This window comes from Tetragenococcus solitarius NBRC 100494 (assembly GCF_001544195.1).
GTDB lineage: Bacteria > Bacillota > Bacilli > Lactobacillales > Enterococcaceae > Tetragenococcus > Tetragenococcus solitarius.
The window spans coordinates 22,054-38,765 of record NZ_BCPY01000021.1 but is presented as its reverse complement, the minus strand read 5'-3'; the positions used below and the strand labels follow the sequence as shown (position 1 = coordinate 38,765).

At 35.7% G+C, this 16,712-nt stretch carries 16 protein-coding genes and 1 riboswitch; of the genes, 1 reads left to right on the top strand and 15 read right to left on the bottom strand.

Features of this window, described 5'->3' with window-relative positions; all coding sequences use genetic code 11:
* Positions 1-101: 101 nt before the first annotated feature.
* The 14 genes from TS1_RS07390 to TS1_RS07325 form a co-directional block, all read right to left on the bottom strand.
* On the bottom strand, positions 102-704 hold the full coding sequence (locus TS1_RS07390; protein ID WP_068709354.1) for an ECF transporter S component: 603 nt from the start codon (positions 702-704) through the stop codon (positions 102-104).
* A 135-nt stretch (positions 705-839) separates the two neighbouring features.
* A riboswitch (FMN riboswitch) is annotated at positions 840-963 on the bottom strand.
* Between the two features lie 50 nt (positions 964-1,013).
* Entirely contained in the window at positions 1,014-1,736 is a 723-nt protein-coding gene (locus TS1_RS07385) for a pseudouridine synthase (RefSeq protein ID WP_068709352.1), read from the bottom strand.
* Positions 1,737-2,327: an SMC-Scp complex subunit ScpB gene (gene scpB, locus TS1_RS07380; protein WP_068709350.1), complete on the bottom strand. Its 591-nt coding sequence runs from the start codon at positions 2,325-2,327 to the stop codon at positions 1,737-1,739. It abuts the gene before it with no gap.
* Positions 2,320-3,087 carry a segregation/condensation protein A gene (locus tag TS1_RS07375; RefSeq protein ID WP_068709348.1) on the bottom strand — a complete coding sequence of 256 codons (768 nt, stop codon included), beginning with the start codon at positions 3,085-3,087 and terminating at the stop codon, positions 2,320-2,322. The genes scpB and TS1_RS07375 overlap by 8 nt, the downstream gene beginning before the upstream one ends.
* Before the next feature lie 40 nt (positions 3,088-3,127).
* On the bottom strand, positions 3,128-4,018 hold the full coding sequence (xerD, locus tag TS1_RS07370; RefSeq protein WP_068709346.1) for a site-specific tyrosine recombinase XerD: 891 nt from the start codon (positions 4,016-4,018) through the stop codon (positions 3,128-3,130).
* A gap of 367 nt (positions 4,019-4,385) precedes the next feature.
* Positions 4,386-4,844: a ferric iron uptake transcriptional regulator gene (gene fur, locus TS1_RS07365; RefSeq protein WP_068709344.1), complete on the bottom strand. Its 459-nt coding sequence runs from the start codon at positions 4,842-4,844 to the stop codon at positions 4,386-4,388.
* Positions 4,845-4,951: 107 nt separating this feature from the next.
* Positions 4,952-5,815 carry a CvfB family protein gene (locus TS1_RS07360; RefSeq protein ID WP_068709342.1) on the bottom strand — a complete coding sequence of 288 codons (864 nt, stop codon included), beginning with the start codon at positions 5,813-5,815 and terminating at the stop codon, positions 4,952-4,954.
* A gap of 13 nt (positions 5,816-5,828) precedes the next feature.
* On the bottom strand, positions 5,829-6,152 hold the full coding sequence (locus tag TS1_RS07355; protein ID WP_068709340.1) for an AzlD domain-containing protein: 324 nt from the start codon (positions 6,150-6,152) through the stop codon (positions 5,829-5,831).
* On the bottom strand, positions 6,139-6,849 hold the full coding sequence (locus TS1_RS07350; protein ID WP_068709338.1) for an AzlC family ABC transporter permease: 711 nt from the start codon (positions 6,847-6,849) through the stop codon (positions 6,139-6,141). Before TS1_RS07350 ends, TS1_RS07355 begins: the two co-directional genes overlap by 14 nt.
* Positions 6,850-7,065: 216 nt before the next feature.
* Positions 7,066-8,172 carry an RNA polymerase sigma factor RpoD gene (gene rpoD / locus TS1_RS07345; RefSeq protein ID WP_068709336.1) on the bottom strand — a complete coding sequence of 369 codons (1,107 nt, stop codon included), beginning with the start codon at positions 8,170-8,172 and terminating at the stop codon, positions 7,066-7,068.
* 24 nt (positions 8,173-8,196) lie between these two features.
* Positions 8,197-10,032 carry a DNA primase gene (gene dnaG / locus TS1_RS07340; RefSeq protein ID WP_068709334.1) on the bottom strand — a complete coding sequence of 612 codons (1,836 nt, stop codon included), beginning with the start codon at positions 10,030-10,032 and terminating at the stop codon, positions 8,197-8,199.
* A gap of 167 nt (positions 10,033-10,199) precedes the next feature.
* Complete coding sequence (locus tag TS1_RS07335) at positions 10,200-11,045, bottom strand: DUF368 domain-containing protein (RefSeq protein WP_068709332.1); 846 nt, start codon at positions 11,043-11,045, stop codon at positions 10,200-10,202.
* A gap of 30 nt (positions 11,046-11,075) precedes the next feature.
* Positions 11,076-11,705, bottom strand: coding sequence for a lysozyme family protein (locus tag TS1_RS07330; protein ID WP_068709330.1), 630 nt, complete (start codon positions 11,703-11,705; stop codon positions 11,076-11,078).
* A 206-nt stretch (positions 11,706-11,911) separates the two neighbouring features.
* The gene (locus tag TS1_RS07325; protein WP_068709328.1) at positions 11,912-12,556 is read right to left on the bottom strand and encodes a hypothetical protein; all 645 of its coding nucleotides are present in this window, start codon (positions 12,554-12,556) and stop codon (positions 11,912-11,914) included.
* A gap of 269 nt (positions 12,557-12,825) precedes the next feature.
* Here TS1_RS07325 and TS1_RS07320 point away from each other — a divergent pair, with 269 nt between their 5' ends.
* Positions 12,826-13,830: a nucleoid-associated protein gene (locus tag TS1_RS07320; protein ID WP_068709326.1), complete on the top strand. Its 1,005-nt coding sequence runs from the start codon at positions 12,826-12,828 to the stop codon at positions 13,828-13,830.
* A 357-nt stretch (positions 13,831-14,187) separates the two neighbouring features.
* On the opposite strand, the gene TS1_RS12400 is transcribed toward TS1_RS07320, so the two are convergent.
* Positions 14,188-16,620, bottom strand: a complete 2,433-nt coding sequence (locus TS1_RS12400; RefSeq protein ID WP_083498262.1) for a hydroxymethylglutaryl-CoA reductase, degradative — start codon at positions 16,618-16,620, stop codon at positions 14,188-14,190.
* Between the last annotated feature and the right edge of the window lie 92 nt (positions 16,621-16,712).

Sequence of the window (16,712 nt, the reverse complement as noted above, 5' to 3'; positions counted from 1 at the left end):
TTCAGGTAAGAATTTTTTTCATTAAATAATTTAGTAATAGATATAAATAACCAGTTAAACATTGCCTTTGTTTAACTGGTTAACTAATTTTATTATATTTTCTATTTAAGTGTTGATGAATGAGTGATTGAATGATGTTGTTTTCGGCTGATCCATGGAAGTAACTTTGCATGTAACACTAAGAACACAGCACTCACTAAACCGCCTTTAACGATATTAAATGGCAAGATTCCTAATACCACATAATTGGCTAACGGCATCCCCAACATTTCGTCTACCGACAGTTGGAAAAAACGTAAGTATAACGGCGTAATAACAAAATAATTAGCAACACTCATAAATAAAGTCAGCGAAAAGATTCCTAAAAGCGTGCCTGCTATTTTATTTTTTAAATGGGCACCTTTACTAAAGAAATAGTAAATCGGCAAACAATAAACAGTTGTTGCTAGAAAGCTGGCAACGTCTCCTACAATATTTTGTGGCGCTAATCCAGTCGTAATAAGATGTAAAAAAGAACGAAGAAAGGCAGTTAAAATACCACTTACAGGTCCAAATAAAAACATGCTTAAAATCACTGGAATATCACTAAAATCAATTTTTAAAAAACCAAAGGCTGGCATAACTGGAAACGCAACATATTGTAGTACCAACCCCATTGCTGCAAACATCGCTACTGATACCATTTTTCGAGCATTACTGTGCATATAAATCCTCCTAGTACAAGGACTCATCTTCAATGGAACCTATTTATTTTTCTGCTTATTATCAATAAAAATACTCTATTTTCCCAAGGGAGAATAGAGTATTTGCACTAACAAAAGTCAGATAAATCAAATATGCTCTATCTTCTTTATCCAGACTTTACTGTCGGTATTGGAATTGCACCAAATCAACCACTTATACTAAGTAGTTCGTGGACTTTTACCACCGGTCGGGAATCACACCCTGCCCCTGAAGACGAACCTTTATTATTTTTTTCAACTTCATTATACATGAACGAACCATAAATGCAACTATTTTATTTTTGTTTCTTCTAGCAAACGGTTTACTTCATTCTTATTTAGCTCCCGATAATCCCCCGGCTTCAAATTTTCCAATGTTAGATGACCGTAACGTTCGCGCTTTAATTTTTCCACCGGAAAACCACAAGCTTTCAGCATATTTTTAACTTGATGGTTACGCCCTTCATGAATGGTCATTTGGACAATGCTTGTCTGTGATTTCGTGTCTGTTGATAAAATTAAAAATTTGGCGGGAGCTAATTTTTTCCCTTCAACCTTCATTCCCTTAGTAAGCGGCATAAGCTTTTTGTTTGTAGCAATTCCATTCACTTTAGCTACATAGACTTTGTCAATCTCATATTTAGGATGCATCAATTTTTGTGAGAAGTCTCCATCATTTGTTAGAAGTAACAAACCAGAAGTATTATAGTCTAATCGGCCAATTGGGTAGATTCGTTCTTTGACTTCTGCAAAGTAATCTGTTACCACTGTACGATTTTTATCATCCGAAGCAGCAGAAATTACACCGCGAGGTTTGTAAAACATAAAATAAACCGGCTCTTCTTGATAAATAGGTACTTGGTCAACTTCAACTTGGTCTTTTTTAGCAACTTGCACACCTAGTTCTGTTACCACTTTGCCATTAACTTTCACGCGCCCTTGCGTAATATACTCTTCAGCCTTCCTTCTAGAAGCAATTCCAGCGTGGGCAATTACCTTTTGTAAACGTTGCATTTAATTTTCTCCTTTTTCTTCGATTGGTTCTTCATAGCGGTCCGTATATAAATCAAGCGGGATTTCTTCTGAGAGTTCTTCTTCCATGGCTTTTATGTCAGGTAGCTCCTCCATGGATTTCAAACCAAAATAATCCATAAAATATTCTGTTGTTCCATACAAAATAGCTCTTCCCGGTCCTTCAACACGTCCTTTTTCTTCGATCAACCGATTAGCGGTTAACTTTTGTACTGAACCTGAAGAATGTACACCTCTTATATCGTCAATTTCCATTCGAGTAATCGGCTGTTTGTAAGCTATAATCGACAAAGTTTCAAGTGCTGCCTGTGAGAGACGATTAGCAATGGGTGATTTAGCGTATTTTTTTAAAATAGGGGCATACTCTTTTTTAGCAGTTAAAACAAAGTGATTGCCTAGTTCAAGAATATTTAGCGAAGATTGTACATCTTTTTGATATTTTTCATTTAACGATTGAATCATTTGATAAACTTTGGAAGCGGGTTGGTCAATAAGAAAACTGAGTTCCTCCAAACGAACGCCCTCATCTCCTGCTGCAAAAAGCAATGCTTCTAACTGTCCCGTATTATTCATTTGAATGACCTCCTTCATCTTCATAAGTGGGATAAAGTAGGATATCTTTGTAATTTTCGCTTTGAGATACATGAACTTTTTGACTTTTAACTAATTCCAGCAAAGCAATAAATGTCACTACAATTTCGCTTGTTTCAAAATTGTCCATAAAAGAATCTAACGAACAGCCCTGATGTGCATTTTCCCGTTTATAAAGCTGTGTTTCAATAGTATGTATTTTTTCATCAATACTTGTTTCATCTGCAGCAATCGTTGTTTTAAGGACTTGTCTTTTCTTCTTTTTTTCTAACATTGATTGAAATGCCAAATACAAATCAATGGTGTTAAACTGATTTGCTTCAAGCGAAGTATCTTCGTCTTTATACTCGTCCATATCCATAGGTTCTTTAGTAAAAAAGTGACGACGTTCTTCCGCTTTTTCTGAAAGCTGATCAGCAGCGTATTTATATTTTCTATATTCTAGTAATTGAGCAACCAAGCTTTCCCTAGGGTCTTCTTCATAGTTATCATCATCGTCTTCTATTTCTTGTTTAGGTAAAAGCATCTGGCTTTTAATGGACATTAATGTTGCTGCCATCACAAGATAATCACCAGCGACTTCCAACTGCGAAGTTTTCATTGCATGGATAAAATTCATATATTGATCGGTAACCTGTGCGATAGGAATATCATAAATATCTATTTCTAATGTTTTAATTAAATGTAATAATAAGTCCAGTGGTCCTTCAAATACATCCAATTTTACTTTTATTTCTTGCATGCTTACTCCTCACCTATAAGACCTGTGTAATAATGTAAATTCAAGCGCGTGGAAAATATTGTTTATAGACGTCAGCCATCCGCTTTTTGGTAATATGGGTATAAATTTGTGTTGTCGAAATATCCGCATGACCTAAAAGTTCTTGAACGGTTCGAAGATCCGCTCCGTTTTCCAACAGATGAGTCGCAAAGCTATGACGCAAAGTATGGGGAGTGACACTTTTTTTAATTCCTGCTTTTAAAACTAAAGCTTTCAAGTTCTTCCAAATTCCTTGTCTAGAAAGACCTTTCCCGTGACTATTGACAAATAAATGCTCCTCTTCAGGGTGTTTTTGGCATAGCAAAGGACGAGCTTCATCTAAGTAAATTTCTAACCAGTGAATAGCCATATCTCCTAAAGGCACAATTCTCTCTTTATCCCCTTTGCCAGTGGTTTGAAGTAACCCCATACTTAAATGCAAATCATTTAACTTTAGGCCGATAAGCTCACTTACCCGCAAGCCAGTTGCATACATTATTTCTAAAATTGCCCGGTCGCGTATACCTAATACTTTTTTAGTATCCGGCGTTTCGATTAAACGTTCTACTTCACTGAGATTTAGTGTATCAGGTAATTTCTGCACCTTTTTAGGCGACTCAATATGCTGCATAGGATCATGATCGATATAACGTTCCTGGCGAAGAAATTGATGAAAGCGACGCAAACTGGTTACCATACGAGTTATTGTAGCAGCAGATTTTTTTTCATCCTGTAAAAACTGTAAAAAAGAAAGGATCGTAAAACGATCAACATCTTGCCATTTAGTCACCTGTTTTTTATGTAAAAATGCCAAATATTGTTCGAGGTCCCGCTGATAACTCTTTCTAGTATTACTAGAAAGTCCACGTTCAATCAAAAGATAGTGTAAATAATCGGTTACTTGTTCTTCCATGGATTTCTCACCTTCTCCGTTTGCTTTTGAATTATCTCACAAAACGAACTCAAACTGCAATCAATTTAGCAAAAAATTATCCCTTTGTATGTTTCATCTTCAAATAAAATTACCTTAGATATAAACCTTATTCTAAGGTAAAGGATACTACGCCTCGCTTTCGCTCGCCCTAGTACTGTTCATCTCTTCGCTTACGCTTCGATCTCATCAAGGTGTAAGCGCTCAAGTCGCTAAGGCCTTGAAGGACCTTCTCTTAGCTCCCTTTGGTCGCTAAATCATAGTGATTCGGAGGTAAAGGATACTACGCCTCGCTCCGCTCGCCCTAGTACTGTTCATCAGCTACTCTCAGCAAAAAAGAAAGCTGATTTCAGCTTTCTTTTGATTTATTTTGACAGTTTTGGCATATACCATGAAAGGTGAGTCGATGATCTTTTACTATAAAGTGAAACTGTTTTTCGACCACTTTTTCAACTTCACTTAATAAGTCTTCATCAATTTCTTCGATATTTCCACATTGAAGACAAAGTAAATGATGATGGAAATGCTTCGCTCCTTCTTTTCTGAGATCGTAACGAGCAACGCCATCGTCAAAACTAATCTTATCTACAATTTTTAAGTCAGTTAAAATTTCTAAGGTTCGGTAAACAGTAGCTAAGCCAATTTCATCATTCTTTTGTTTAACAAAGAAAAAAATTTCTTCTGCTGACAAATGATCCTTTTCATTTTCTAATAAAACAAGTAACGTTGCTTCCCTTTGAGGAGTCAGCTTAAAACCTGATTCATGAAGTTGTTTTTTTGTCTTTTTAAGTGCCTCAGCCGTATTCATAGTAACCTCCACCATCTATTAATTATAATTATTATAATCTGAGCGTAATTCAACCAGTAAAACTTTAAAATAAGTATAAAATAGAAAGAAGAAATAGACAAGTTTTCTCAATTAGAATTTTGAATTAGTTTTGTCACACCTTCTTCTTGTGACACTAAACCTTGCTTCATTAAACTACCCAAGGCTCGTTTGAATTGTACTTTACTAATACCAAAAAGCTGTTTAATATCTTCTGGTGAAGACTTATCTGTGTATGGCATTTCTTGAGCAGGTTTTTGTTTTAAATAAGCATATATCATCGCTGCATCATCAGAAATCGCTTCGTAAGCTCTAGGCTTTAAAGAAATATTTAATACACCATCTGGACGCACGCCAATCACACGGCCAGAAATATACTGCCCTAATCTTGGCTCTGTATATCTTTCTGATGGATGAATAAAACCGATGTGATAATCATCTGTTAATAAATAAGTACCTACTAATTTTAATCGATAAACGATACCCACAATATCTTTATTTTTCATTTCTTCATTTGCGATTTTTTTTAATGATTGAAAGTTTTTTTCTTCTGCTAAAGTTCCCCAAATACGATTCTTCTTATCAACAGCTAAGGCAATCATTAAACGATCCCCTTTTTTAGGCCATAGTTCGTGTAAAGAAGGAAGTTCATCTAAAGAAACAGCGATATCTTTATCTGCTAGTCCAATATCGACAAATACTCCTAAATCACGACGTACTTCTGTTACTGGAGCAAAAGCATAATGGCCTTTTCTTATTTTAGGAATCTCTGTTGTAAAAACAGCTTCTTGTTTTTGGTTTAAATAAGCAAAGCCTTTAACTGCTTCTCCTAAACCATGATTCCCTTCTTTTTTAGCTAGTCTAAAAGTCTGTCCATTTTTTTGGACAAAATAGTACTGTTCATTTTCATCAGTAACCATCCCGGTAAACACTGTGCCAAGTAATTCATTCATAATTTTTTCTCCTTTAAACAAAAAAGCGTATAAGTGCTATTGTTATAATACCTGTGACAACGATTTTCATCAAATCTTTTGTATAAATTCCTACAATTAAAGCAGGGACACACGCTATTATTTCTTGGATATTTAATACAGGCGCTTTACCAGCTGAAACGCTCAATAAGTTTTGAACTAACAAAGCAGTTAAAATGCACATTGGCAAATAATCAAGAAATAAGCGGAATTTTTCAGGAAATTGCATTCTTTTTGCAAAAGCAAAAGGCAAAATCCGAGGAATCCAAGTAACAATAAAACATCCTAACATTAAATATAGATACTCAGTACTTATCATGTGTTGTCACCCCCACAAAACAACCTACAAGAGCCGAAATAATCACTGCAATTTCAGGAGTTGTTAGCCACATAAGTAAATATAATACAATAATAACACTCATCAAGACAATGATTGTTTGTTTCGTTTTAACTTTTAATGAATATTCTACTTGAAATAAGAAAAGGCCTAAAAACATAGCCACTAAAGCAAAATCTAAACCAAACATCTCAGGTTCTGGTATAAATTCTCCCAATAGCCCTCCTAATACAGTCGCCACAATCCACGTAAGGTAAGCACAAATATTTAATCCATTTGCCCAGGCAACACTGACCTTTCCAATACTTTTTAACGCCATTGTCAAAACTCCATAAGATTCATCTGTCAGCAATGTACCAATCCCAATATTTTCCAGCAACGAAGCTTGACGAAAATAAGGTGCTACTGAAAGACTCATCAAAAAGTGACGAAGATTTACTAAAAAAACGGTAGCTATAATGGAAGTTACAGGTGCTTGAAGGGCTATTAATCCGCAAATGATAAATTGTGCGCTGCCAGCATAAACAATGACAGACATTAAAAAAATAGCAAAAACGGATAATCCTACGCCCTTTCCGACAACACCTAAAGCAAAGCCAATTCCTAAATAGCCCAAAATCGTAGGTATACAAGCTTTAAGACCATCTGTGAATGTTTCATAATGTGCTTTTTCTTCCATAAAAAAGCCCCCTTCTTGTTTCGTTTACATTTTCCTAACATCATATCGAAACAAAAAGAAGGAAACAAGTGTATTTTTAATTATTTCACTGAACTTCGAAAAAATTATTTAAATAATTTTTATAAATCTGCTCAATTTTCTTTTAACCTACAAGTTATATTATGTAAAAAAAGACTTTTAAAAGCTCGTTTGGCTTTTAAAAGTCTCTCCTTTTTATTATTCTAGAAAATCTTTTAATTGTTTTGAACGAGACGGATGACGCAATTTACGTAAAGCTTTCGCTTCGATTTGACGAATCCGTTCACGGGTAACGCCAAATACTCTACCTACTTCTTCTAGGGTGCGTGTTCGACCATCGTCGATGCCAAAACGCAGGCGCAAAACATTTTCTTCTCGGTCCGTTAATGTATCTAATACATCTTCTAACTGCTCTTTTAACAGTTCATAAGCTGCGTGGTCAGCTGGACTCGTCGCTTCCTGATCTTCAATAAAATCTCCTAAATGAGAATCGTCTTCTTCTCCAATAGGTGTTTCTAAAGAAACGGGTTCTTGTGCAATTTTTAGAATTTCTCGAACTTTTTCCGTTGGCAAGTCCATTTCAGCACCAATTTCTTCTGGCGTTGGTTCACGTCCTAAGTCTTGTAATAACTGACGTTGAATACGGATTAACTTATTAATTGTTTCTACCATATGCACTGGAATACGAATGGTTCTTGCTTGGTCTGCAATTGCACGAGTAATCGCTTGGCGGATCCACCAAGTGGCATAAGTTGAAAATTTAAATCCTTTACGGTAATCAAATTTTTCTACAGCCTTCATCAAGCCCATATTACCCTCTTGGATTAAATCAAGAAATTGCATGCCACGTCCTACATATCGTTTTGCAATACTAACGACTAAACGAAGATTGGCTTCTGCTAAACGTTGTTTTGCTTCTTGGTCGCCTTCTTCAATTCTAAGCGCTAGATCAACTTCTTCTTCAGCTGTCAATAATGAAACGCGGCCGATTTCTTTTAAGTACATACGAACAGGGTCATTAATTTTTACGCCCGTAGGAGCAGATAAATCATCCCTAGGTTTTTCTTTTTCCACCTTTTCCGTAGTTTTCAAACTACGTAATGATGGTTCACCATTTTCATCAACAACACTGATCCCTGCATCTTCTACTTGTTGAATTAATTTATCCATAGCCTCAGCGTCCAATGAATAAGGCGTAGCTAAGGTATTAGATAATTCGTCATAAACGACTTGCCCTTTTGTTTTATTTTGCTTAATAAAATCCTTCACCGCTTGTTCGTATTTAACTTTAGTTTCTTCTGCCATAAAAGAAGTCCTCCTTCGATGTTGCTATTTGGGTTGCTTTAACTTTTTCGTGAGGTTGATAATTTCAACTGCTAAGTCTAATTCTAGCTGTTGATTCCCCTTTTGACTCGCTTCTTGTTGTTTAATTTTTTTGTCATTAATCTCTTCTAATAGACTAGACGTCTGCATGACCGCTAATAAATCCTGAAATTCTTGTTGACTCCCTTCTTCTGGCACATCTAAGCTGGCAATCGTACTAACAATATTTCGCATACGCTGATCATCTTTTAAAAAATCTAAAAACTTCGCAAGAACAAATTCACCTTCACTTTCTATATAAGCATCAAAAAGCATATACAGCTCTTGGTAAACTTCGTGAACAAATGTAACTTGTGCTTGCTTAAAATGCTGATTGAGCGTTTCATCATTAAATAAACGATACAGCAGCAATTCTTCTGCTTTTTGTACTTTTGTTTTTTTTACTGAACTTTGCGGTGCTTCTTGTTCAGGCTGAAAATTTGTCTGAGCAGGAGTCTTTTCTTTATTACGACGTTGGCGTTTCAAATCACGTAGTTGTTGTTGTAATGTCTCTCGTGAGATTTGAAATTCAGTAGACAACTGAGTTAAATAACGATCTTGTTCAATCAGAGAATCGACATTCAACAAGTCATGTAACAACTCTTGTACATACTCAACTTGCTCTTTTTCATTTGCCATGTTTTTATTCATACGCCGGTAGCGCATTTTAAATGAAAATACTGTTTCTTTACCATGTTCAAGTAAGTTAACGAAAGCCTCTTGTCCATGTTTTTTCACGTATTCATCTGGGTCAAGTTTTTCCGGAACACTTACAACAGATAAACCAATACGACTTGTTTCTTGTAAGTGTCCAATTGCCCGATTTGTGGCTTCAATACCCGCTTGATCACCGTCATAACAAAGAACTAATTCTTGGGCAAGTCGGGTAATTGAACTAATCTGTTCATTTGTCAGGCTCGTTCCCATCGAAGCAATACCATTTGTAACCCCCGTTCGATAAGCCGCCAAAACGTCCATAAATCCTTCAAATAGATAAACAGTACCGCTTTTTCGTAGAGCGCCACGTGCTTTATCAAAGTTAAATAAAATCTCTCGCTTGTTAAACACTGCTGTTTCAGGAGAGTTAAGGTACTTTGGCTGGTCCTTATCGGCCAAATCCTCAGTTGCAAGAAATCGACCTGAAAAACCGACCGTTTTCCCTTGAAAATTACGGATAGGAAACATAATCCGTTGATAAAAGCGATCAACTAACGCTTCATTTTCACGTTCGACAAATAAACCTGACTCAGGAAATAAAGCTGAATCTAATGATTCATTTTGAAAGACCCGAAACAAAAAATCACGCTGATTAGGCGCAAAACCAATATTAAATTCTTCAATCAGCTGATCATCTAGCCCTCTTTTATGTAAATAATCGAGTGCCGTTTCGCCGATAGCTGTGTTAACCAGCATATGATGATAGACTTCAGCTGCTTTTTCATGTAATTGAATTAGCTGTTGTTGTTGTGAGTCAGCCTGATTTTCAACTGAAATATTCCGATATTGCTCAGAAACCTCAATGCCTTCTATTTCAGCCACTTTTAAAACAGACTCAATAAAAGAAAGACCTTCTATCTCTTGAATAAAGGAAAAGACATTTCCACCACGACCGCAACCAAAGCAATAATAAAACTGTTTATCTTCAGCAACAGAAAATGATGGCGTTTTTTCGTTATGGAACGGACAAAGTCCTGAATAGTTTTTGCTACCGGATTTTTTCAATTGCACATATTGACCAATCACATCAACAATATTCGTTTTTTCACGAACATCATCAATCACTTGTTGCGGAATTCTCGCCACATTTACTCACCTCCTAAAAATGTAAGATGAGCTGTTCTATCGGTAAAAAATCGCACTAACATGATATCAGTGCGATTAAAAAATAGACAGTTTTCTACATGTACTATTATATCATATTCTCAAGCTTTTACAAACTTTATGCTCACAGCTAGCTATTGTCTTAGCTTTTATTTATAACGTTCTTCTAAACGACTCATCCAGGCTCCCAAAAGTACTCCTAGCACTAACATGACAACACAAGCGCTATAACTAAGAAAGCCAAAGCCCGCATAATCAGTTGGGATAATCATAATCGTTGAAGCAAAGACCACTCCCATAATGAAATGGAATAACTGCGGGTACGCTTTACTAAAAATATAATCCATTAATTTAGATAAGGTCAAAACCGTCACAACGCCGCCAATACCAATGGGGATAATTACACTAGGGTCCAAACTTTTAAAACCATCTGCCATTGCTTTATACATTCCCATATAGACAAGGAAGTTAGAAGGGCTTAAGCCAGGAACAATCACACCTAAAGCAATCAAAAAACCCGCAACCATCCAAGTCCAAGTGTTATGCGGAACCTCAGTAAACAATCCTGCGCCTTTCCATAAAAAGATAATCCCTACAATAAAACTAACAATTAAAATGAGAATATCTCGTTTGGAACGTCCTTTTTTGCCGGCTTCTTTCCACAAGGCTGTAACAGTGCCTACGATACAACCAACAAAAAACCACAGGACAATACTTGCATAACTTCCTAATAAAAAACTGACCACAAAAGATAGGATAAAAATTCCAGCTAGTCCACCTAGACCAACAGGCATAAAAAACAAGACATTGTCTTTAAAGTTTTTTGTGACATGAGCTAAAAAACTAATAATACGTTCGTAAATACCAAAAATAGCTGCTAGAGCACCCCCAGATACTCCTGGTAAAATAAAACCTGATCCAATAAACATCCCTTTTACAAAGCGTAAGATCCAATCTTTAGTGTCACCTGTAGCACGTTGCGTCTTATTTTCCATTCAATTTTCCACTCCTGCCTTGGTTTTCTTCTAAAACAAAAAGTTTGTTTGTTTTATTTTTTTCTCATTCGCTTTTACTAAATCCGCATAAAAGAAATTTCCGCCATTATGGTATAAATATCCTCCATTATAGAATACAGAATGCAAACTTAAATAACGATATTTTGTTTGTGTATCATTACCAAGCTTAGGAGATAGTTTACTTTTTGAATAATGTTCTGCAAGTTGTAAACTATTGGTCCCTCCATTTTCTGCGACATAATCAATATAATTCAAACCAAAGTTATAGGCCTGAACAGCCGTCCACAAATCGCAACCTTCAGCCTCAGCTTTTTTGATTGCTTTAGCTAAAAAAGCCACTCCTTGATCAATACTTTCTTGTGATTCTTCGATTTGGTTGGGATAACCACTTTTACTTTCAGAACTCTGCATTGGATCATTATTTTCACCCTTTGTTTCGGTAAAAATAATTCCCAATACTAAATCTTTATGTTGCGGAATGTTTTCCTTTTGGACCGCTTCTGTGACTTGTTCTTCATATTGATGTACTTGTTTTAAAATTTGGTAATTTCTATAAAAATAATAGCCACCGATTGTAAGTGCCATTATCAAAGCTAATAATAATATTTTTTTTAGGATTGATTTCTTCTTTTTTTTCATGAATTTGTCATCCAAACTTTTTAATGTCAAAATTTAGCCTACTATTTCTTTAAAAGACTGTCTATGAAACATGGGAAAAAATAAAAAGATTTAATAAAAATCAATTTTTCTTTGAAATACCTTTAACATTTGTTTGGTTGAAATTTTTGCCGCCGTATATGTACTTTATTGTTTAACTAGCAGCTATTGAAGATCCAAAGTAATTTTTAACGAGCATCCAGCGGCGTATAAGCAAATGTTTCAATAAGTGGAATAATTTCTAACTTTAATTTATATTTTCTATTTAACGCTGATTCAATTGTATATTCGTTTTTAACTTTTGAGGAAATAGTCGCTAAAAGACGAGGCTTATCTTTTGTTTGTTCTTTAATTTCATAATTATCGTTTGTTATTTCGACATAAAAATTCGGGTATGCTTCGATTTTTTCTTTAAAAGTAGCAAATGTCATTACTTCTTTTGCATTTGAATCATTTGTATGAACAGCTTCGTTTTTTTGAGCAGTCTCCAATGAGGTTTGTGACTGACTAGAAGTCCAAAAGCCGGCAATTTCTTGCGCTAAATTATCACTAAATAATTCGCCTAGTTCCTTTTCTCCATTTTGAATTCGTTTAATCACTCCAGCAAAGTTCTCATCTAATGGAACGTTAATTTCTTTATCTTTTGCTTTTTCATCTAAATCTAAACGTCGAATCACTAACTCATCCGGATATTCAGCTTGAATAAAAGCTTCTACTTTAAAACCGTGTCTTTTGTAAACCTTTTTTTCCATTGAATGAAGTACTTTAACTTGTGTGGTTTTAAAAGATGGTTGAAATTGTTGCTGTAGCTTAGCTAATTGTTTCTTTTTCATAGTGTTCCCCTTTCAAAATACTATTTGATTATAAGAAAAAAATCGTTCTTTGAACAGTATTTTTCATGAAAAAGTTCAGAAAACGTTAAAAAACCTATTTTCAATTTATCACACGGAATTGCTGTTATTAAATAGAAAAAAACTAAATTCCTTACTAATTAACAATCTACCAACACACATTATTTTAGTAAAACAACTTCTATCATTTTGCTTTCTTTGCAGCTTATTTTTTTGTACACTATAAAATGGTAAATGAAAGGAAGAAAACTATGGATATCTATTTAAAGAAAGCCATCATGCATATTATTGATAGAAAATCAGGGGACCCAGTCTTTTCTCAAGTTGAATTAGACTTAAGTACAGAATATATACGAGACTATTTGATAAAAAAGATCCAAAAATTAGCGAGTTCTCAAACGAAAACAGGCATTCTAACGGAAGATTCAGCTATCGCCCAGTTAACTAAAGAAGCAGAAGATAATTTCATCAACTTTAGCGAAAAATTTGTCACACGCTGGTATGAAGTTTATCAGCAAAGTGAAGAAGCCCCAGATAGCGATGTTTTTGTTGTCTTATACGAACTGGATACTCAATTGTATGTGGCTTTTTTAAAAATTAAATATACGGAAGGATTTACTCACTATGTAGATACCAACGAACAAGGCATCCAAAATGATCTTATTATCAATCGTGCCATTTTAGGCGGTAAATCACAAAAGGCAGAGGAAGGGATCACCATTAACTTGGCAGATTTATCTTACGAACTCATTGAGAAAAAATATACTTTTTCTGGAGAAAAGATGAATTATTTTTCTGACAAAGTGATTGAATCTAAGCCAGCGCCTTCTTTAGAAGACCATGTCAAAGTAATCAAAAAAACTGCCGAAGAGATCGGGGAAAAGTTCAATGCACCTAGCTATGATTTATTGGCTGATGTAAAAGAAGCTGTTTACGATACGATCGAAGAACATGGACAAATCGATACAAAACAAGTAGCTGAACAAGTTTTTAAGGACAATGTTACAGCGAGAATGTCTTTTGAAGAAGAAGTTGAAGAACAAGGGCTTAGCAATCAAACACCAATGATGCGTGAAGTACGTGAAGTCTCTGAGAAAAAGTACGGCAAGCAAAAATTAAAACTTTCTAATGGTATTGAACTGGTTGTTCCACTTGATGTATACCGGGATCCTGAACTGATTGAATTTATTAACAATCCAGATGGAACGATTTCTGTTACAATTAAAAACGTGGAAGAAATTATTAATCGTATGTAATTTAGTAAAAAGGCGAGTAATTTTTATTTTTGAATAAAAACTTGATGTGTAAACAAAAATACTAGCGGATATTGAAAACATGGAGAATGAAAAAGAAAAACATTACCCGATATTAAAAACATAGGTAATGAATATGAGAAACACTCCCTCATATTAGTAAAAAAAGAAAGAATAAACAGAAAATAGTTGAAAAACAATGAAACATAGATAATAAAAAGGAAAAACATTCCCTGATATTGAAAACATAGGGAGTGAAAAAGAGATTCTTTACTCATCTTTTAATGATAGAAACAAGTTTCATCTTCATTCTCTAATTATGGATAAAAACGACCAGAAGCAGTGCTTCCAGTCGTTTTTTCAATCATTCTTATTTCTAAGCTCCTGTAAAATCTTTCGGGCATTTTCTTCATTCATCTGTGTTCTTTTCAATTTGGTGGCTACTCTTTGTATTTCAAAGTCTTTGGCCCCAACATTTAATGCTAAAGCGCGCGCTTGTAGTGCCATATGTCCTTTTTGAATGCCTTCGGTCACAAGAGCTTTAAGAGCCGCCAAGTTTTGAGCTAATCCCACCGCTGCAATTACCTCAGCTAACTCTTTAGCCTCATGAACATGCAAGATTTCTAAAGCAGCTTTTGCTTTGGGAAGAGCTTTTGTCGCTCCTCCAGCGGTCGCCACTGCAAGAGGTAATTCGATACTGCCTACCAAGTCCTCTTCATGAATCGTCCATTGACTGAGTCCTCGATACTTAGCTGTTCGAGCTGCATAAGCATGGACTGCACTGTTGACACTTCTGGTATCATTTCCCGTAGCAAGAACCACCGCATCAATCCCATTCATAATCCCCTTATTATGCGTAGCTGCGCGATAAGGATCTATTTGGGCAAAATCTGAAGCCGCAGCGATTTTTTTAGCGATCTGCTTTCCTTTTTCAAACTCTCCTTTTCCTAAACTAGCAAATGAAACGTGACAGTGGGCCGTTACTAAAGCACCAGTGGCATAGTTACTTAAAATGCTAAATAAAATTTTTTCAGAAAACCATTGTTCAAAAAGTTTTGCAACCGCTTCTAACATGGTGTTGACCATATTCGCTCCCATCGCGTCTTGGGTGTCAACACTTAAATCAACACTTAAAAAACCGGGATCTTCAGTAAACTCACGGATTTCTATTTTTTTAACTCCCCCACCTCGTTTGACTATCGAGGGATAAGCTTTTTCAGCCGTAGAGATAATCCATGATTTCTGCTCTTTGATTTTTTTAATAAGTTTTTGTTTATCTTTGACCTCCATAAAAACAATTTGACCTCGGATTTCTTTTTTGGCCATAGAAGCAATAAAACCATCGCTATTTTTGACCAACCGTGCCCCATTATTGCACGCTGCGACCACTGAAGGCTCTTCTGTTGCCATTGGAACTAAATATTCTTTCTGGTTGACAGTAAGGTGGGTCACAAGCCCCATTGGGATAGAAAATTCACTGATTTGATTTTCTGTTAAATTCGTTGCAACATTTTCAGGCAAAGCTGTCTGCACTAGTTCTTGACTTGTTTCAGCAGTAATGTTCCCTTGTGAAACCAATTGATCTAGTCGTTGCTGTTTCGTTAATTCATAAAATCTATGAGTTTTCTTTGCTTTCGGACGTTCGATTAAAGCAGCTAAGCCCAGACCGCCTCCTACGCACAACGATACAACAGCATATTGTCCATCGATCCGTTTTAACTGATGACAGGCAGTAGTGATAATACGTGCGCCAGTTGCTCCAATTGCATGACCAATAGAAATACCGCTGCCGCAAATATTGACTTTTCCTTCAGCAATTCCTAACTCTTGCTGTACAGCAATCGATGAAGAGGCAAATGCTTCGTTAATTTCAAAAAGATCCACATCTTCTACTTGTAAGGCATTGCGTTTTAGCAAATTGCGTATTGCTTTAATTGGGGAAACGCCCATTATTTTAGGGTCAATCCCTACTTCTACGGTGTCTTTTAAAACAGCTAAATAAGAAAGGTCATTCTCTAAAGCAAAACTTTTTGACGCAACAATAACTGCTGAGGCTCCATCGTTAATGGTGGATGCGTTCCCTGCTGTCACTGTCCCTGCTTGTTTAAATACTGTTTTTAAATGGGCTAATTTTTCTAATGACGTATCTTTTCTAACTCCTTCATCCTTATCTATCACTTCTTTATCAATATGAAGAGGAAGTATCTCTTTAGAAAAATATCCCTTATCTTGAGCATTCGCTGCTTTTTTTTGCGAACATAAGGCGAATTTATCCTGCATTTTTCTTGTGATATTAAATTTTTCCGCCACATTTTCAGCGGTAAGTCCCATGTGTTGGCCACTAAAAACATCGGTTAACCCATCAGAAAGCATCACTGGTTTAGGTTGAGAATATGTATCTTGCTGCTTATCGTACCGACTTAAATAAGGAGCCTGGCTCATGCTTTCAGTTCCACCAGCCACGACAACCTCCGCTTCATCTAAACGAACCGCCTGTGCAGCTAAAAATACTGCTTTCATACCAGAGCCACAGACTTCATTAATTGTCGAAGCATAGACTTCTTCTGATAAGCCACTATTTAAAGTAATCTGCCGAGCTGGATTTTGCCCATTTCCTGCTTGTAATACGTTTCCAAAAATTACCTGTTCAGCTGCTGAGGCTGCTTTTGGGTTTTTATTTATCAGCTTTTTTGTAACGGCTGTTCCAAGGTCCACCGCTGAAAATTGGCTTAGCTGTCCTTGATATTTACCGACTGGTGTTCTCAATGCATCAATGATTACAACTTCTTTCACGTTGTCACCTCCAAAATGAACTATAGCATTCTTTGGAGAAAAAACAAATGGTTCTTTTGCTGTCTTATACTCTAACATGTAATCTTTAACAA